The following is an 18,311-nucleotide window of genomic DNA, read 5'->3' on the forward strand; positions in this document are numbered from 1 at the left end:
ACTGACGCATCCGCGGAGGAAGGATTGGCCAGCCCTTACGATTTTTCATCGATGACCGCCTTGATCTGCTTCGAGGCGGCAGCGCGGAAGCTCAGCTTTCGCAGGGCCGCGGAGGAGATGAATGTGACCCCGGCCGCCATCAGCCACCAGATCAAGGCGCTTGAGGCCGATCTTGGCTGCAGCCTGTTCATCCGGCGCAGCCGAGGCGTAGAACTCACGGAGAAGGGAGCCTATCTGCTCGTCGTCATCCAGCGCGGCTTCGAAGGCATCAGCGATGGCGTCACCAAAGTCCGGGATCGGCCGGAAACGGTCGATGTGACGATCCGGGCGACCACGGCGGTGAGTTCGCTGTGGCTGACGCCCAAAATCTCTGCCTTCTGGAAGACGCATCCCAAGATCACCGTCTCGCAGACGGTCAGCGATGTTCCGAGCTCAATTCACCGCTGTGACCTCAGCATTTACTACGGCAGCGATCAGAGCACCGAGGAAGCGACCATCCTGCCGCTGTTCAAGGACAGGATCGTGGCGCTCGGCTCGCCCGAATTTGCCGAAAGGCAGGCGATCGGCTCGCTTGGCGATCTGGTCGACGCGCCGCTTATTCACCTGGACAGCGAGGAGACCGACTGGACGACCTGGGAGGGCTGGTTTGGCAGCCTGGGCTTTCCGTCACCGCGCGGCCATGGTTTCCGCGTCAACAATTACATGATCGCGCTGCAGGCCGCACAGGATGGCATGGGTGCCGTGCTGGGATGGGATGGGCTTGCCGGCAAGCTGATGCGCGAGGGCCGCCTGGTGCAGCTGGTGCCCGAGAGCATTGCGTCGCCGGTGCCTTTCTGCCTGAAGGTGCATTCGCGGGCGTCGGCCAAGGCGCGGCTGTTCGCCGACTGGGTCGCGACGCATTGTCTCGGTGAGAAGGCCTGATTCAGAGAGATTATCTGAACTAAACTCAACGAAAATTTATTGCCGTTGTCGATCTTGTCATCCCGGCGCACCTTGTCATGGGTTCAACCAGACAAACAGGGTGGTACATGTCTATCGATCTCGTCGCCAAACTTGATGACAAGCTGCGTGCAAAGCGCGAAAGTTTTGATCGGATTCCGGTCATCGACGTCGCACCGCTGCTCAATGGCAGCGACAAGATGGCGGTCGCCAATCAAATCCGCTGGGCGCTTTCCAATGTCGGCTTCATGTATGTGAAGAACCATGGGATCGACAGGGATTTCGTCGATTCCGTCTTCGACGTGACCCGGCGGTTCTTTGCTCTGCCGATGGAAGACAAGATGAAGCTGCATGTCGGCCATTCCGGCGTGGCGCTGCGCGGCTATATCGAACCCTTCGGCGAAAACACCAATCCCGGCAAGACCCGCGACCTGAAGGAATGCTTCGATATCGGCCCGGAGCGGGCGGCGTCGACAGGTCCCTTCTTCGGCCCGAACCAGTGGCCGGCCGGGTTCCGGCAATTCCAGGAACTGGTCTATGGCTATCATCAGAAGATGGTCGAGCTTTCAACCGGACTGCTGAAGGGGATTGCGCTCAGCCTCGATCTTGCCGACAATCACTTCGAAAAGCTGATGCATGATCCGATCAGCATCCAGCGCCTGCTGCATTATCCGTCGCAGACCGGTCATGTCGGTGAGGACATTATCGGGATCGGCGCGCATACGGACTACGGCAATCTGACGATCCTGGCGCAGGACGATGTCGGCGGCCTGCAGGTGATGAACCGCGATGGCGACTGGATCGAGGGCACGCCGATTTCCGGCACCTTCGTCATCAATATCGGCGATCTGATCCAGCGGCTGACCAATGATATCTACCTGGCCAACATGCATCGCGTGGTCAATACGTCCGGCCGCGAGCGTTATTCGATCCCGTTCTTCATCGATGCCGATTTCGATGCGGTGATCAAGCCGCTGCAGTCATGCGTCTCCGAAGCAAACCCGATACGCTATCAGCCCGTGACCTGTGGCGCACACAAGTTCGGCCGGTTCGTCGCGAGCTACGCCCACCTTGCCGGCTACAAGGCCGCGAGCTGACCGCCGCACGAGGCAAGCCGGCTGGGCAATGCGCCCTGCCGGCTTTGTGGGGAGGGGCTTGGTGACCGGCGCTTCAGCCAGCCCGCATGGAAAGCTCGATATCCTCGGCGAAGGGCGTCGAGAGATAGCCGTTCGCCGGTGCGCGGACATAGGTCAGATAATCCGGGCTATCATCGGCGTTGTCCGCCACCACCAGCGCACCCGGGCGAAGGCGGGGTTCGAGCAAAGCAAGGACCTCCGGGTAAAGCGCCTTGGCGCCGTCGAGCAGCACCAGGTCGATTGCGTCAGGCAGGTCGGCCGCGAGCGTCGTCAACGCATCGCCTTCGCGGATTTCGACGAGATCGCCAAGGCCACCATCGACGAGATGCTGCCTTGCCCGTGCCACCTTGGACGGCTCGAACTCCGTGGTGATCAGCCTGCCGCCGCCATTGTCCCTGAGCGCGGCGGCAAGATGCAATGTCGAGATGCCGAACGACATGCCGAACTCGACCATGTTTTGCGCCCTCGTGCTGCGGGCGAGCATGTAGAGGAGATGGCCGGTCTCGCGCGATACGGGGAGCCACAGGTCCTTCAGCCGGCCATAGAGATCGAGATATTCGGTCTTGCTGGTCAGAAGGCGCACCCGCTCCTCGCGCGATACGTTGGCCATGACCGGGCTGGTCGCCGAAGCGGCCTCGGCAAACAGCCGGTCGAGAAGCGGCGCCAGCGGCGCGGTTGTCAAAGTCGACATGATTAAACTCCGTGTTGGGATGTCTATTGCGTCGAGCGACAAAATACGAATAATTCGTCGCATTCGCTAATCGCATCTCGGTCCGGCAACATGGCAAAGGGTTCAAGCCCCAGAATTTCCACGCGAAAATCGCCCCGGCAGGCGCGCTCGAATGACCTTGTGGCGGCAATCCTGGAGGCGGGGATTCGCGTTTTGGCGGAAGAAGGCGCGCACCGTTTCACCACCGCGCGGGTCGCCGAGCGGGCGGGCGTCAGCGTCGGTTCGCTCTACCAATATTTTCCCAACAAGGCGTCGATCCTGTTTCGGCTGCAAAGCGACGAATGGCGGCAGACGACCACCATGCTCGCCGGCATTCTGGGCGATCGGTCGAGGCTGCCCTTTGAAAGACTTCGATTGCTGGTGCATGCCTTCCTGCGCTCGGAATGCGAGGAAGCCGCCGTGCGCATCGCGCTCAGCGACGCTGCCCCGCTCTACCGCGATGCGCCCGAGGCCGAAGCGGCCAAGAGCGCAACCGATCCGGTCATGCAAGACTTCATTGAGGACGTGCTGCCCGGCATTTCCCACCCGGTTCGCGATGTCGCACGAGACTTGATCATGACCACGCTCGGCACCGTCGGCCAGGATTTCTCCGCGACGCCGCGCACGGACGATGAGATCGAGACATATGCCACGGCCATGGCCGACATGTTTTGCGCATACCTTCAGAACCTGGCGAGCCGGACTGATCCGATGGCAGGCAGCACCGTTGCGGCCACCGGCGACGATGGGTGCAAGTGACGCGCTTCAAGCCTTGTTTTTGCGATCAAGGCTTTACGGTGAAGCTGTATTTGCCCTCGGTCTTGTGTCCATCCGCCGACAGCGCATGCCATTGCACCGTATAGGTGCCGGGGCCGAGCGTGTCGGAGACCGACATCATCAGCATCGTGTCGCCGTTCATCAGCATGGCACCGCCGAGCTTCACCTCCTTGTTGTCCGGTCCGAGGACCTTGATGCCGGTGAACTCGAGATTCAGTTCCTCGGAGAAGAAGAGATCGAGTTCAGCGGGAGCCGCCTTGACGACAGCCTTGTCGGCCGGCGCAGAGGATTTGAGATCAGCCTGCGCCACGGCTTGGCCAGCGATGGCAAGGCTCGCGACGACGGCGAAAGCGAAGATGTTTGCTATCTTGGACATGCAAGTTGCCCTTGTCAGGTAAGGAAGCTGTGGACCCGGCGGGAGCCGTGCGGTCGCGCCGGGTCGGGTTTCGGCGTCAGGGAAATGCCTGCCTGAGCGGCGGCACGAGGCGAAGGATCGCCTGGTCGACGAGGATCATAATCGCAATGGCGATCCCCGTCATCGGAAATGCCAGGCCGAACGCCGCCGCAAGCGCCCAAAGGCCGACATAGACGCTTCTCCTGGGTGGCATGGGCGGAACGCCGATCCGACCCGAGGGACGGCGCTTCCACCACATCACCGCGGCCGATACGCATATGAGGATGATGGACAGGCACGTTGCCAGCATCAGCAGCTGGCTGAAGAGACCCGATTGCTGGCCCTGGTGAACGTTGATGCCCCATTCGATCCAGCGGCCGCCATCCGGACGGTCAATGCGCCAGGTCAAGCAGAAATGACGCAGCCAGGTGAAATCCCATCCCCACTCACCGGATGTCGGCAGCGATGAGATCGACCGGCGAAGCGATCACTCCCTAAATTCGCATGTCGGACAGCATGAATGCCTGCCCCTCGGGCGCATCGGATTTCGCAGCACAGCTCAATGCCTGATATCACCGGGCGGCACCGAGAACCTGGCCTTGAATGCCCGGTGAAAATGGCTCGCATCGCGGAAGCCGCAGGAAAAAGCGATCGTTTCGATGCTGCGCGGGCCAAAATTCGGCGCGTTCAGTCGCGAGCGCGCGAGATCCAGCCTCTCGGCCAGCATCCATCGCGAAAAACTCTCATCGCTCTCGGCAAAGCGGGCCTGGATCGTACGCGCCGTGCAGTGGAAAATCCGGGCCAGTTTGTGGGTGTCGAAATCCGGGTCGGTAAGATGATTGCGGGCGACATTTTTGATGCAGTCCAGATCCGGGCGGCCCGACTGCACCGGACTATCGGCGTTTTCATCGCGCAGCGCCGACAAAAGTCCGAGAACCGGGACACTCATCTGCTGAGCAAGAACAAATTTTCCGGCCCTGGTGGCCTCGCACATCAGACGCATCTGCTGGGCCAACTGCCGGCCGGAATGGGAGCGCGCCATTGCGTTGTTCATGCGCTGCAAACGCGAAACGGAACCATCCAGTGGCAGGGCGTTTCTATCAAAACGCAGCGACCAGAGTGTCATGGGGCTGCGCCGGTCGAAATCCAGCCGGAAGGGCCGGGCATTGTCGATCAGAAACGGGATACCGGGCGGCAATTGCCAATCCGAGCCCATGCAGTCGGCGCGATAGCTCGAATATTCGCAGACATTGAGAAACAGATGCTCATCCGGCTGCCTGCGGATTTCGGCTTTCTGGCGATTGGCGCAATGGCCGGGTGCGGAAATCGTTGCCAGAATGGAGTCGCCAATGGCAAAGGCGCGGAAATCGGCGTGAAATACCCGATCCTCCGACTGTTCAGGACGGATGCCGGTAAAGACCTTGCAGGCGGTCTCGCAGAAATAATCGAATTTCTCGCCGTCATCGACGGACGCAGTGGAAACCTCGGCGATGCAGGCCTGCATCCGCCCTTCGCTCACAGTCATAAGTTTTCGCTCCCAGCCAGGGCCCCCATCCCTGAACACTGCTAGTTTTGCCTGCATAGTGCCTGCATTTCAAGGGAGGAAAAAATGCCCGCATCCAAACCGGCTTTCGTGTTCGTGCATGGCGCATGGCATTCGGGCAGATCATGGGACAAGGTCGTCCGGCTTCTGGAAGACGCCGGTCATCCCTGTATTGCCGTCGACCTGCCCGGAGCGGGCCAAAACGCCAAATTTCCGGAAAGCTTTTATCAGCGACCGCTGAATGGCGCAGCCTTTGCCACCGAACCATCGCCCAATGCGACAGTCTCGCAGGCCGATCGCACCAATGCCGTTATTGACGCCGTCAGGAAAGCCGCGCTGGCGGCCAATGGCAAAGTGGTGCTGGTCGGCCATTCCATGGGTGGAGTGACCGTCTCCCCCGTCGCCGAGGCCGTGCCGGATCTGATCGAAGCCGTGGTCTATCTCACCGCCTTCATGCTGCCCACGGGCATGCCGGCGATTGCCATGATCCAGCACGAGACCATGGCCAAGGCCGTGGTCCCTGCCCTGTTCATGGCCGACCCGATGGCCGTCGGAGCGATCCGCATCGATACCGGCTCAACAGATGAGACCTACCGCGCCACGCTGAAATCCGCCTTCTATGGCGATGTCGACGATGGCGAAATAGCCGCGTTCACCGGGACGCTGCATTGCGATGAACCAGCCTCCGTGGTGGTGGAGCCATCACCGGTGACACGCGAACGGTTCGGCCGGGTGAGCCGCCATTATATCAGATGCAGCGGCGATTGGGCGGTGACGCCCGAGGGACAGTCATTCATGATTGCCGCAATGGACGGAGCCATGGGCAATGCGACCGGGTTGCATGAGATGGAGACCAGCCATTCGCCATTTCTCTCGGCGCCGGGTGAATTGGCCGGGATTCTAAGGTCGATTGCGGGGTAAAGAAAAACACCTGTTCGCGCCATGTCGGCAGAGATGAGATCGACATCGGCGAAGCGATCTTTCCCTAAATTCGCATATCCGACAGCATGAATGCCCGCCCCTCGGGCGCAAAGGCACCGCGAACCATATAGCCATTGTCGACCGGCTGCGTTTCATCCGGCGTCCAACAGAGGCGGTCCGGCGTAAGACGCACATCGACCCGCGCACCGTCGAAATCAAGCGCGGTCATGATTGCGGCCAAGGGCGGGATCGACGGCGCCACAATGTCCAGCAGGATCATTGTCCGCCAATTTCTCTTGATGGCGACAACCGCATCCAGCTGCGGAAGATGCAGCAGCTTTATCCCCGGCGTCAGGCTTGCCTTGAGCATGAATAAAGCCGGATGATCGCACGCCGACGCCAGCAGCGATGTGGGCACCCGCCGTGAGAACAGGTCGCGCAGCAGCGCAATATCGGCATCGACATTGAGCAACAGTTCGCGAAACCCGGCTTCTGCGCGCTGCCGCACCCATGCGGAACGGAATCTTGTCTCCTGGAGCTGACGGAACCCGAAAGGCCGATAAAGTCCCGGCGTACCGGTGGCGAGGATAACCAGGCTCACCCCGGCATCGGCATGGTCCAGCGCCCGGCGCATCAGATCCCGAAACAGGCCTCTCCCACGCCATTCCGGCCGAACGGCAACGGATTGCACGCCGAAAGCCGCGACCTCCTCCCCGGCCAGCCAGAGCCGCCGCTCATAGAGACTGACATTGGCGACCAGATTTTCGTCATGCCACCAGCCGAAAGCGACGACACTGGGGTCGTGTCCCAAGCGATCGAGCGGCGAAATATCGACTGCGAATATGTCGAAGATCAATCGGCTGAGTTCCGCCAGGCCCTCTTTCGTGTGCGCATAGTCGGATCGAAAATGAAGAGGCTGCATCATGGCTTGTGGGTTATGAGGGATATATGGAAAACCGATCGGATCGATATTTGCAAAGGTGAATATGCCCGCTTTTGGCCCGAAGCGGACATCTTCCCCAGTTCTTGGGACCATTGCCGTCACGCCAGCGCCGCATTCTCATGAGAGGCACGCGCTGCCGGGCCTTGTGGACCACCACGCTCGCGGATCTCTTCCAGAATTCGGGACACCGTTTAGGATTTGCTTACCATATATCTTCATACTTTGCCCGTTCGGCGCAGTTGCGGCAGCCATCGCTCCGCTCTTCGCCGGCAGTGTAGCGACCTGCGGACAATGCGGTCACCGCTATCTAGAGTAACGAGTATCGGGTAACTGTATTCATGGCGTCTCTTAACAAGCCTGCGCATTCCGCGTCGAAATCCCGCCGCGGCCATACCCTGAATATTGCTCTGGGCGCCTTGCTTACCTGCAGCGTTACCGCCGGATGCGCTTGGGGCCTCGCTTCGATGCTCGGTGCGATGCACGAGGCGGCTCGCACATTGTCCGAAGCCAGGATGAGCTTTGCAACACCTCTCCATTTCAAGGTGGCTGCCGCTGTCGAGCGACACCCGGAGCGCAGGCTGAAAGTCGCCAAATTTTCACGCCTTACGCAACTCTCGGCAAATGAGATCCGGCGGCAGCAGCTGACTGTCGCGGCAATCCGGATGGCGCACCAGCGCGACGTTGCTGCCCAGCTCGCCTTTGCGGAAGAGAAAAAGAAAATCGAGAACGCAAAGCTCGCGGTGGCCTTTGCGCGTGCCAAAAGTTCGGTGGAACAGGACGAGAAGATCAGCGGCAAGCCATCCTTGGTCACGGCGCTGGTGGAAAATCTTCCTACCCGCGACCTCCCGCCCTTCGGCCTTGTGCTGACGAAACCCGAAACAGAAGACCCCGAAACAGAAGAAGACCTGGCTCTTCCCGACCAGATTCCGCTGCCTGAAGCCAGGCCCTTGATCGAGACGGTCGTTACCGATCAAAAGTCAGACGACGAAAAACCCGTCGCGCGCAAAAACCGCGACGGCAAGGACACCAAGCAAGACCTCGCCTATGCAAAACCCGAGCGCTCGCTGCTCGGCGATCTCTTTAACAGCAAGGCCAGCGACACCGGCTGGTTGGGAAAGGGCACGAAGGTCGCAATCTACGACGTTTCCAGCGCGACCGTCTACCTGCCCGATGGAACCAGGCTGCGCGCTCATTCCGGCATCGGCAAAATGCGCGACAATCCACGCTACGATCACGTCACCATGCGAGGCCCGACGCCATCAGGCATCTATCGCCTGACGATGCGCGAAGAGCGTTTCTACGGCGTCGAGGCACTTCGGATGACGTCAATCGACGGGCGCAACCCGGAGAACCGGATCGGGCTCTTGACCCACACCAACCTGCTGCGCGGTCAGATCGGCTCGCATGGCTGTGTCGCCTTCCAGAACTATCAGCCATTCCTCAGAGCCTTCAAGCGTGGTCAGATCAACACATTGGTCGTGGTGCCAGAGCTACCGTCATCACGTACGCAGCTCGCCGCGCTCTATCGCAAGGCGGGCGCCTGATCAGTCTCTAAGCAAGGCCTCTACTCTCGCGAAGGCAGCTCTGCGCCCTCATAATGGTCATCGAGCCACCCGCCGCTGTTGCTGCAAAGCGGACATGACGCAGTGACAACGCGGGGTCGCAGTTGCGCCGAGCCGCCCATTCCGCGCCATGTGGGTGATCAGATCACAAATTCCTCCGCGTATGTCTGCGGCGCGGGAACGACCGTAACCTCCACCGGAACGATCCAGTTGGCCACGTAGCTCTCGCAGTCGGAACGCTGGAGGTCGGGCTGCACGCTCCCCGCCGCATCGATCGCGCGACATCGCAGGTCATATCGCCCCACGTCTTCAGGGGTCCAAATGTACTCCCACAAGCGCCATGCAAAGGGACGTTCCGTTTCGAGCAGCCTTGCCTCGCGCCAGCCCGTGCCATCCCCAGTGCAGACCTGCACCTGCCGGATGGCAGCCTCTCCGCTCCAGGCGGCTCCGAAAATCCGGTAGGGTTGGCCGACGGTGAGACGCGCCCCCTGTACGGGACGCGCGATCTGCGCTTTGACCTCCATCTCCGCAAGCGGGACCAGCCTGGGTTCCCCGAGGCTGCGCTCCCAACGGAAATAATCGCGGGCCTGCCAGTAGCCAAGGAACGGTTGCTCCACAACCGTGATATGCGTGATCCACTTGACCCAAGCCATGCCGAACCAGCCACCCACGACCGCGCGCAGCGGGTAGCCGTGATCGCGGGTCAACGGCTCCTCGTTCATCGAATAGGCAAGCATCGTGCTGTCGGCGATGGCCTTCTCAAGCGGCAAACTGCGCGCAAAAGCGATGGGGCCGGGAGAAGCCGTTTTCTTGTGCGTGTCGACGACGCCGCTGTCGGCGCCTGCGAGCAGAACCTCGCACGCGGTTCGCTTGACGCCCGCCATTTCCAAAATCTCGCGCAGAAGAACGCCTGTCCACGCGGCATTGCCGACGGCTCCGTTCTGCCACTGCAACCCCTCCCTCGGCGGCACGTAGTAGACGCGCCCGTTGCCTGCGCACTCGACGACGGCGCTGAAAGTCGTGCTCCGCATCGCCCTGATGCTGTCGAGGTCAAGTTCGATCGGCCGCTCCACCGCCCCGTCAACGCGCAATCTCCAGTCTCGCGCATCGAGGTCCGGCGACGGGAAATGGTTTCGCACGAAGAACAGCTCGGTTGGGATCAGCCGATCGGCGAGCGACGCAAACGGAAACTCGATATTCGCTGGGGATTTCTGTCGAACTATCAGACTGGGTTGCTGCGGTGTCGGCATCGTTCTCGTCTCCCCTTCAAAGTGCACAACGTCGGCTCTCGGTCGCGCGAATTCCGGTACGATCACACCGCCCCTAGAGCGTGTCGCATCCCGCCTTCGGCCGCATTCCAGCACATGCCGCACGTTCTCGTATCGACCTCGAGCGGCAGCAAAGGGCCCGAATGCTGCTATAGGCCCACGTCTCTTTCGTGCCCGCTTGTCGTTCAGGCATTACCGCTGGAGAAGACCAGCAATATATTGTTGGCAGGCATCTCGATCGTCTCGCGGAGATCAAGTCCAGCGGCCTCACCCACGTGTTCAAGATCAGCGATATCACGCACCCCCCAGGATGGGTTGCGCTCCTTTAGAGCCGCGTCGAAAGCAGCGTTCGAGGGGGCGTTGTGTGCCCCGTCGCGCATGAATGGGCCGTAGAGAAGAAGAAGCCCGCCAGCGTGAAGCAAACGACCAGCGCCTGCGAACAATCCCAAGCTTGCCGCCCATGGCGCGATATGGATCATATTGATCGACACGATGGCGTCAAAATGCCCCGTTTGTTCGACGCCCCATTGTCCTGAGCACACATCAATATCCCGCGGTGCCAGCACATTCTTCAGCCCTGCGAATTTGATCCAGCTGGACGTGCTGGTGCGGGCGTCGGCATCCGGATCGCTCGGCTGCCAGGTGAGGTTGGGCATCGCTCCCGCAAAACACACGGCGTGCTCGCCGGTCCCGCATCCAATCTCCAGCACGGCGCCACGTGTTGGAAGGACACGTTTTAGGACCGCGAGGATCGGCGCCGAATTTCGCGCAGCGGAAGGTGAGAACATGCGCTGGTCGGCGCTTACGTCGCGCTGTTCCAGCGCAACAGGCGAACGGTCCTTCTTCTCTGGGGGCATTGGCCTTGAATCCCCTTTGGGCGATGTCTCCCACCTTATAGCTGAAATGATGGGACTGAAACCAAGGATTTCGGACTTACGAAGGGCGTCGTCGGCGCGTGCGTTCGGCCGAGGGCGACCGACGGCTACCAGCCCCATATCGGTCATCGGTCGACGCGCAGCCCATGTCCGCTCCTGCCGAGAAGCGGCCTAGAACCAGAGGTCACGCACGCATCGCCCCTTTGCCGGAAGGTCTTGCCATGTATCGAGGCCGTCGAAATGGTCGATCGGCAGATCGCAAACCTCTTCCGGCGGCGCAAGTCGCAGATTGACGGCCATCCGCCTGCGACCATTCTCATCGAGACGAAGGCCGCGCCAGCTCAGGACGCAAGCGCAGGATGGGCAAAACAATATTTCGAGAGTCGGATTGCCCCGGTCGGTCCGGGTATAGGAGGCAGTGATGCCGGAGACGGTGATCCGCTCTCCGTCGTAATCATAAGCCCACAGCGTCCCGTAGCGTCGACAGAGCGTGCAGTTGCACGCAGTGATCGAGCCCGGATCGCCTTCCAGCGTCCAACTGGCCTTGCCGCAATGACATGAGCCGATGAGCATGTCGCTACCCCAGTCGCTCTGATCGCCTCTATGGTGCAGCAACCGCTCGCGCTTTACAATGGCCACGCTCCCCGCATCGCCGTTTCCAGCCCGAAGCGGACCTGGGTTCGCCTCAAAAGACGCCAGTTTTTGCGCCCATGTCGGACGTCGAGAGTTTTGGCCGCATCCGAAAAGCGGACATTTGCGCGAACTGGAGACAGCGGATTGGTGCCACCAGAGGACCTCCGGCAAATCGGAGGGCAATGCTCGTGACGTTCGTTCCGCTTGTCTTCTCGCGCCCGAGACTGAACCAAGCCTTTTGACCGCGGGCATTGCGAAGCCCGCGGTCAGTCGTCACGCCGCTGCACCAAGTCCGTGGCGGGCAACGGTCACCAGAAACAGCAGCATCGAGGCCAAAGTCAGTATCGCGCCGGCACTCGCCAAAGCGGGCGAACCTCCGACGACGACCATGGCAATACCTGGGGTCATGAGAGCGACACCGAGGATGGCAAGTCCGGCGTGAATGCGGGGAAGGATCCCCTGCGCTGCCGTGGGGGTCAGTCGGTAGTACAGGCCAAACAACGCCAGCGTCGTCCATCCCACCAGGTTGAGATGCGCATGGGCTGGCGCCAGCAAGTGGTCCTCGCTGATTGCCATCTCAATCCCCCAACCCATGCCAACGGTGACGCACACGACCGCCGCGAGAAAAAACACAAAGGCGATGTCACGCATATCAGCCTCTCTGCGCCAGCCCGGGGCCGGTAAACTGCGAGCCATAGCGTGCCGCACATTCGGCAATCGCGGCGATGTCACGCGGTATTTGAAAACCGCTTGCGGCGACTTCTTTGAAAAAGCCTTCAAAGCCGCCCGGCGTCAGCACGGCGATGCAAACAGCGCCGTCCGGACCGGTGCGGAAGCTATGACGCTTGCCACGGGGGATATGCGCAGTCTCCAACGGACCACGCCGAAACACGGTGCCCTCAAGTTCGAAATCGATGACGCCTTCCAGCACAAGGAACGTTTCGTCCTCGGCCTCGTGGACGTGCGAAGGCGGGCCTTCAAGCGGGCCGGCAACGCCATGGACGATGGACATGGCGCCTTGGGTTTCAGCGGAGGACAACAGGATGCGATAGGTGGTGCCGTTCCAGCGATGAGACTGCTGTGGCTGGGTAGATATGTTCATGATAAAGGGGCTTTCGTGGTTGGTTGATAAGAACGTCCCCGATATGGCGCACCGCCGGGCTTGTGATAAATTGAATGATTATATCGACTGAATTGATCCGATGAATTTATCCGCCTTCGACCTCAACCTGTTGAAAGTGCTGGATGCCTTGTTGCGCGAACGGTCTACCGTGCGCGCCGGGGAACGGGTTGGCCTATCGCAGCCGGCCGTCTCGGCGGCCCTTGGGCGGTTGCGCGCCGCCTTCGGCGATCCACTGCTGGTGCGTGATGGCCAGCAAATGCGCCCCACCGAATTCGCACTTGGCCTGGTGTTGCCGCTGACGCAGCTGCTTGAGGATTCAAGCCGCCTTTTGAACCCGGCAGGCTTCGATCCCGTGAGCGCGGTGCAGACGTTCCGCATTGCGGCGTCGGATTTTTTCACCGAGATGATGCTTCCCGGCCTGCTGGCTAACCTGGAACAGCGGGCGCCGGGCATCTCGCTGCGCTATACGGACTCGCTCAATCCTCAGACCATGGACGACCTGCGAGAAGCCAGGCTGGATCTGATCTTGTTGCCTGTGGGCAATTTTCCGCCCTGGGCCGATTGGCGATCGATTTTTCATGCCAGTTACGTTGTCGTTGCGCGGCAGGACCATCCGGTTCTACGCCAGCACGATGTTACGCCAGCGGCGGCGATGCCCGTTGAATTGTATTGCAGTCTGCGTCACGCCGCGTTCCGCGTCATCGAGACGGTACCCGATCGAGAAACTGCCGCACTTGCTGCACTGGGCCTGCAACGCGAGGTCGTCCTGTCGGTGCCGACCTTTGCGGCCGTCTGGCGGTCCGTGGCCGCGACAAACCTCGTCGGGATTGTACCGCGCCGGATGGCCCAGAAAGTGGCCGCCGCAGAAGGTCTTGCCATTCACCCACTGCCCTTTGCCTTGCCGCCAACGCTGTTGGCAATGACTTGGCACCGGCGCAATTCCGCCTCTCGTGCACACGCCTGGCTGCGCGATCAGCTCTGCGAAATACTCGCACCGCTTGATGATCTTGAACAGGCCAGCGTCGGCAGCGCGGTTTTGGAAAGCGCTGGTAATCTCGATTGATGACGGGCGGGGTTTGCGTCCCGTAACCGGCGCTTTGGAACGGTCGCTCTCAACGCTTGGAAACCGAAAACCGGCCGTCAGTTTCCGGCCATTCGGGCCTTCAGACCGTTTCTGGCCCATTGCGGACATAGAAGGTTGAATCACTCAAAGACTGCTTCGCGCCTCCTTGTCAGCCGTTCAGCGAAATCGTTCCCGATCCCGTAAGCTGCCGTTCATTGATGCGCTCAACGAACTCGACTTAAACCGCCGATTCGGAAACCCAGTTCGAAAAGCAGCAAGTCCTTGCGCGTTAGACAGCCGGCGGCGTCGGCGCGAATGGGGCACCGTCCAGCAACTGCTGCGCTTGGACGAGAACGGTGCAGCTGCGACGTGCCCGCGTGATTGCATTATAGAGCAGCCGTCGCCGTTGATCATCACCGTTAGGGACTCGATGCGGCCAGATCACGACCACATGATCAAACTCACGGTTCTTGGCCTGATGGATTGTCATCGCGGATAATAGTGGATCGCGCCGACCACCGAACTGCCGTCGCCGCGTTACCAATCGTTCGACCTGAGCACGGACTTCGGCTGCTGCTATGTGCGTAATGCCCGAACTGCGCTCTTTGTGCTTGAGCCAATCCCTCGCCCGCAGGAGTATTGGATCGTCACGACACTCATGCAGCGTAGCGATCGCCTCGTGAATCTGACACTGGCCAGCAAGGGCAACGCGGTTCCAAATGTCGTCGAGATCCTCGGCGTCGCTATTTTCCCAACGGATGGTGAAGGGGCCGCTTTGCTGACGCCCAATCGGTCCCGCAGCAACGCGGGCTACGGCGGCTGCGGCAGGTCCACCACGGGACGGCGTCAGGACTGCTAGAGTTCCACCATTTCGCCGAAACCGCACAGCATTGGCTAACCACGTGGCCATTAATGACAAGCTTGGCGCTGCAGTGAGACGAAATTCACGACCTCCATCTGGAATGGACAATCCTTGTCGGACAGCGTCGGCAGCGGCAAGCAACTGAGCAATGTTCGTCCGTCGATTCCCTTGCAGCGCTATAGGCGGCGCGTTCTCGGCCAGCCATGCTTGAATAGGAACGGGACGAAGCTCAGGCGCTAGACACTGGAATTCGTCAAACGCTAGGATCACGGTAACCGTGGCCGAAAGGGCTGAAACGATAGCACTACGGTTGACGCACAGGTCCTGTGCCTCGTCGACAATCATGATCGGGAAGGAAGATTTCACCCATTGCGCCACGATTGGGATAGCGACGAGCCTCGCGGCGATCGCGCAGCAGGCATCAAAATCATGTTCCGGAGGCACGGGAAACCCCAGATGGGCGATCAACCTGCGCCAGCGTTGGATCAGGCGCCAGGCAAATCCATCCAAGACGACCGCTTCGTAGCGCCCCCGGAGCGGCTCGATGATCGAGAGGCGGCTTTCCAGCCTACGCCGGGAGCCGTGCATAAACGTTACCGCAAGCACGCGCTGATGAGATTTTAGCGGTTCGCGTTCAAGGGTACCGACAAGTTCGTCCATGAGCCGATGCGTCTTGCCGCAACCTGCCGGTCCCTCAAAAGCGTTCATCGTCACGGCACGAACACCATGATCGGCACCGCCTGCCCCTGGTTTTGACGGATGAAGTGGGCAGTAGGATTTCCACAGGCTACGTCGGCAATGCTCTGAAGGATTTGCGCTGCTCGATTTCTGCAGGCAACCCGGCGGGCCAGCGCGTTGGCGATCGACTCGTGAGCGATCCGATCGTCTTTCAGTCCGTTTGGCTCAGCGCCGCTTCGTTTTGCCTTTAGGCGAGTGATCAGCGTTAAGAGGTCACCGGGAGCAGCTGGGAGATCGGCATTGAGAATGGCTAGCACCGCCGCTTCGTCCGCCTGTATTGTCAACGCGATAGCATCCTCAATCGTCCAGCCATCGGGCCAGCGCAGGATCGCCCCGCAGGTTTGATCCCGAACGAGAGCGGCCGAATAACCGTGTCCAGCATGGTCCCCGTCGACGAGGGCGATGACGTGGGGATGCGCGCGAGACAGGCAGGCGCATGTCACTTCGACGCACGAGTCATGGGTCGGGATGACGCCGATGTGGCTTCCGAAGGAGCAATTGATTTCACCGCCGTCGCCCAGTTCGACCACTCGCAAGAGCAGATCAAGCCATTCGAAATCGAAGCGGCCTTCTGGCACAAGCACCCGGTCGCTCATCATCGCTGCGACCGTTTCGATTCGATTGATCTGAAAAAGCTTACGAACGCCGTTGGAGGCGTCGGCGACGAGGGGCGCCTTGAGAAGAGGCTTTGCACCGAGGGAACCTGCATCATTGCGAACCATGAGAAGCGAGGTCGGCTCGCAGTAAGCAGAGATGAGAGGCGAATGGGTCGTGACGATCGTCTGGGTGGAAAGTGCTTGGAGCCGGGCCAGGATTCTGCGCTGCACGCTTGGTGGCAAATGCAACTCCGGCTCCTCGAGCGCCATCATGAAACTGCCACCCTCTTCAATTCGCTTTTGCGCGAAATGGAGGAGGAGAAAGAGGCTTTGCAGCGAGATAAGCCCATTTCCTTGCCGCTTCGATGGAACCGGCAACTGGGCCGCATTCGAGAAATGTGGTACGGTCGCTTCGAGGACGCCGACGCTGTCAGTTGATGTGAGGCGGAGGCGCAGTGCGGAGACGCCATCACCCATGAGGCGGGACATTTCGTCGTTGACCGCATCGACGATTGGCTTGAAACGCGGATCCTCGTCGAGCTTGTTTTCAGGATCGCGTAAGCGATCGCGCTCCTCCAGGACGGTATCCGATGGCATACCATCGGCTGATCGAACAACCCGTCGGAACAGTTCGGAGCCGAACGACAGCATCCGGTCCCACGTCCGGCTAGCGGGCATGATGAACAGCCCGAGTTCCCGAATGAGTTTGGGTGAAACAGAAACAAAGCTTTCTTCGCCGAACACGTCGATATCGTCCGCATCGGCAAAATGCCGCGCGGTCTCAACCTCAAGGGAGTCACGATCGAAACGAGCTGAAAAGATGATTTGGCACGCCAGAGTCTGAGCGTCGTTCGCCCGCTCCGGGACGATGCCTTCCGTCGTAGGGTCAAACCAGAAAGGCACCCCACGCCCATCGCGAAACCAGTCCGGATGATTGGCGGGGTCTTCGGTTCCAAATCCGATAACCGTTGCCACTATCTTGAGACGGTCGTTCGCGGCAGGATCGGAGCCAAAGAAATCGTGCTCCGTTAACGACCGGACCAGGCGGTCTCGTCCGAGGACTAAGGCCAGTGCCTCTACTACGGTCGTCTTGCCGCTGTTGTTGGCACCGATCAAAACCGAGTGGTCCCCGAAAACCACCTTTCCCGACCTGATCCCCCTAAAATTTTCAATTTCGAGAAGCGCTATTCTCATAATGCCCCTTCCCCGTATGGCGAACAGCTGTTTGCTCGGACGGCCTCGATGCTCTCTCCACGCGGCAAGTTGCTGAATAGATCGTCGGACATCACGTAAGTCTATCCGGGTTCTTCATGCTTGGGTATCAAATGTTGCTTTTGCTCCACTAAGCGAGTTGTCGCCGAGGCGGAAGTGCTGCTATCTTGTCTCTGTCCATTTCAGATGGTCGGCACCGGATAGCCACATCTCACTTCATACGCAGCCGAACTGCTGCTGATGTCCGCTTTTGGCTATCCTCCATAGGAATTCAGACTTGCGGCTAGCGGCGCCCTGACCTTGAATTTGCGCGTTCTTCCAGCGGCCAATTGTGGTCAAAGGAGAACTCAAATGGGTATCGCACAATATGATCCTGCTGCAATGGGGCGGCCCGCGTGGAACGCCGGCAGGAAGGTCGGCGTGAAGAAGCCGTTGAAACAGCGGCAGATTTGGGCAATTCGTTTCTTTCTCGATAGAGAGGGGCGCATGCGAGACCGAGCGTTGTTCGATCTCGCGATCGACAGCAAACTACGAGGCTGTGATCTTGTAAAAATCAAGATTGGAACCCTCGTTACGGGCCAGGAGGTCCGAACACGAGCAATGGTCACCCAGCAGAAGACCGGACGCCCTGTACAGTTCGAGATTACGGCGGAGGTCAGGGCAAGTCTGCTCGCATGGCTCCAGCGAAGAGGCGGTACGATAGATGACTTCGCATTTCCGAGCCGCGTCGATCATGATGATCATCTCAGCACCCGCCAGTACGCTAGGCTGGTCGATGAGTGGGTCACCGCGGTTGGGTTGCGTTGTGAAGACTACGGCACACACTCTCTTCGACGCACGAAGGCTGCAATGATCTACAAGGCCACCGGAAATCTTCGTGCGATCCAGATCTTGCTCGGTCATACCAAAATTGAGAACACAGTCAGGTACCTGGGTGTTGACATCGAGGATGCGCTGGAACTGGCGGAGCACACTGAAATTTGAAAGTACGCGGCTTCGTGCCAACGGGGCCGCGCA

At 60.1% G+C, this 18,311-nt stretch carries 18 protein-coding genes and 1 pseudogene; 7 read left to right on the forward strand and 12 right to left on the reverse strand.

The window, feature by feature from the left end:
- Positions 1-51 precede the first annotated feature (51 nt).
- Positions 52-921 carry a LysR substrate-binding domain-containing protein gene (locus AC1DYF_RS17940; RefSeq protein ID WP_477878180.1) on the forward strand — a complete coding sequence of 290 codons (870 nt, stop codon included), beginning with the start codon at positions 52-54 and terminating at the stop codon, positions 919-921.
- Positions 922-1,028: 107 nt separating this feature from the next.
- The gene (locus AC1DYF_RS17945; RefSeq protein WP_477878108.1) at positions 1,029-2,036 is read left to right on the forward strand and encodes an isopenicillin N synthase family dioxygenase; all 1,008 of its coding nucleotides are present in this window, start codon (positions 1,029-1,031) and stop codon (positions 2,034-2,036) included.
- A 73-nt stretch (positions 2,037-2,109) separates the two neighbouring features.
- Here the strand turns inward: AC1DYF_RS17945 and AC1DYF_RS17950 are convergent, their stop codons facing one another.
- Positions 2,110-2,766 (reverse strand): O-methyltransferase, encoded by a 657-nt coding sequence (locus AC1DYF_RS17950; protein WP_477878109.1) that lies wholly within the window; start codon positions 2,764-2,766, stop codon positions 2,110-2,112.
- A 90-nt stretch (positions 2,767-2,856) separates the two neighbouring features.
- On the opposite strand from AC1DYF_RS17950, the gene AC1DYF_RS17955 reads away from it, so the two are divergent.
- Positions 2,857-3,543 carry a TetR/AcrR family transcriptional regulator gene (locus AC1DYF_RS17955; RefSeq protein WP_477878110.1) on the forward strand — a complete coding sequence of 229 codons (687 nt, stop codon included), beginning with the start codon at positions 2,857-2,859 and terminating at the stop codon, positions 3,541-3,543.
- Between the two features lie 25 nt (positions 3,544-3,568).
- Here AC1DYF_RS17955 and copC read toward each other — a convergent pair whose 3' ends face one another.
- From copC to AC1DYF_RS17970, 3 genes and pseudogenes are all read right to left on the reverse strand, one after another.
- Complete coding sequence (gene copC, locus AC1DYF_RS17960; RefSeq protein WP_477878111.1) at positions 3,569-3,937, reverse strand: copper homeostasis periplasmic binding protein CopC; 369 nt, start codon at positions 3,935-3,937, stop codon at positions 3,569-3,571.
- A 76-nt stretch (positions 3,938-4,013) separates the two neighbouring features.
- Positions 4,014-4,334: pseudogene (locus AC1DYF_RS17965) on the reverse strand (PepSY domain-containing protein); the annotation flags it as partial.
- A 180-nt stretch (positions 4,335-4,514) separates the two neighbouring features.
- Positions 4,515-5,480 (reverse strand): helix-turn-helix domain-containing protein, encoded by a 966-nt coding sequence (locus AC1DYF_RS17970; protein WP_477878112.1) that lies wholly within the window; start codon positions 5,478-5,480, stop codon positions 4,515-4,517.
- Positions 5,481-5,564: 84 nt separating this feature from the next.
- Between AC1DYF_RS17970 and AC1DYF_RS17975 the strand changes: the two genes are divergently transcribed.
- A complete protein-coding gene (locus AC1DYF_RS17975) occupies positions 5,565-6,419 on the forward strand; it encodes an alpha/beta fold hydrolase (protein ID WP_477878113.1) in 855 nt (284 codons plus the stop codon).
- Positions 6,420-6,483: 64 nt separating this feature from the next.
- Here AC1DYF_RS17975 and AC1DYF_RS17980 read toward each other — a convergent pair whose 3' ends face one another.
- Entirely contained in the window at positions 6,484-7,344 is an 861-nt protein-coding gene (locus AC1DYF_RS17980; RefSeq protein ID WP_477878114.1) for a GNAT family N-acetyltransferase, read from the reverse strand.
- A 530-nt stretch (positions 7,345-7,874) separates the two neighbouring features.
- Between AC1DYF_RS17980 and AC1DYF_RS17985 the strand changes: the two genes are divergently transcribed.
- Positions 7,875-8,906, forward strand: coding sequence for a DUF2778 domain-containing protein (locus tag AC1DYF_RS17985; protein ID WP_477878115.1), 1,032 nt, complete (start codon positions 7,875-7,877; stop codon positions 8,904-8,906).
- 158 nt (positions 8,907-9,064) lie between these two features.
- Here AC1DYF_RS17985 and AC1DYF_RS17990 read toward each other — a convergent pair whose 3' ends face one another.
- The 5 genes from AC1DYF_RS17990 to AC1DYF_RS18010 form a co-directional block, all read right to left on the reverse strand.
- A complete protein-coding gene (locus tag AC1DYF_RS17990; protein WP_477878116.1) occupies positions 9,065-10,174 on the reverse strand; it encodes a sulfite oxidase in 1,110 nt (369 codons plus the stop codon).
- 203 nt (positions 10,175-10,377) lie between these two features.
- Positions 10,378-11,049 carry a DUF938 domain-containing protein gene (locus tag AC1DYF_RS17995; RefSeq protein ID WP_477878117.1) on the reverse strand — a complete coding sequence of 224 codons (672 nt, stop codon included), beginning with the start codon at positions 11,047-11,049 and terminating at the stop codon, positions 10,378-10,380.
- Between the two features lie 189 nt (positions 11,050-11,238).
- Positions 11,239-11,640, reverse strand: coding sequence for a GFA family protein (locus tag AC1DYF_RS18000; protein WP_477878181.1), 402 nt, complete (start codon positions 11,638-11,640; stop codon positions 11,239-11,241).
- Positions 11,641-11,973: 333 nt separating this feature from the next.
- The gene (locus AC1DYF_RS18005; RefSeq protein WP_477878118.1) at positions 11,974-12,351 is read right to left on the reverse strand and encodes a hypothetical protein; all 378 of its coding nucleotides are present in this window, start codon (positions 12,349-12,351) and stop codon (positions 11,974-11,976) included.
- Position 12,352: 1 nt separating this feature from the next.
- Positions 12,353-12,802, reverse strand: a complete 450-nt coding sequence (locus AC1DYF_RS18010) for a cupin domain-containing protein (RefSeq protein ID WP_477878119.1) — start codon at positions 12,800-12,802, stop codon at positions 12,353-12,355.
- Between the two features lie 100 nt (positions 12,803-12,902).
- On the opposite strand from AC1DYF_RS18010, the gene AC1DYF_RS18015 reads away from it, so the two are divergent.
- Positions 12,903-13,886: a LysR family transcriptional regulator gene (locus AC1DYF_RS18015; RefSeq protein ID WP_477878120.1), complete on the forward strand. Its 984-nt coding sequence runs from the start codon at positions 12,903-12,905 to the stop codon at positions 13,884-13,886.
- Positions 13,887-14,175: 289 nt separating this feature from the next.
- On the opposite strand, the gene AC1DYF_RS18020 is transcribed toward AC1DYF_RS18015, so the two are convergent.
- On the reverse strand, positions 14,176-15,408 hold the full coding sequence (locus tag AC1DYF_RS18020) for an ATP-dependent helicase (protein WP_477878121.1): 1,233 nt from the start codon (positions 15,406-15,408) through the stop codon (positions 14,176-14,178).
- Between the two features lie 50 nt (positions 15,409-15,458).
- On the reverse strand, positions 15,459-17,276 hold the full coding sequence (locus AC1DYF_RS18025) for an ATP-dependent nuclease (RefSeq protein ID WP_477878122.1): 1,818 nt from the start codon (positions 17,274-17,276) through the stop codon (positions 15,459-15,461).
- A gap of 369 nt (positions 17,277-17,645) precedes the next feature.
- Between AC1DYF_RS18025 and AC1DYF_RS18030 the strand changes: the two genes are divergently transcribed.
- On the forward strand, positions 17,646-18,278 hold the full coding sequence (locus AC1DYF_RS18030; protein ID WP_477878123.1) for a tyrosine-type recombinase/integrase: 633 nt from the start codon (positions 17,646-17,648) through the stop codon (positions 18,276-18,278).
- Positions 18,279-18,311 lie beyond the last annotated feature (33 nt).

The sequence above is a fragment of the Rhizobium sp. P2_G9 genome (assembly GCF_056403475.1).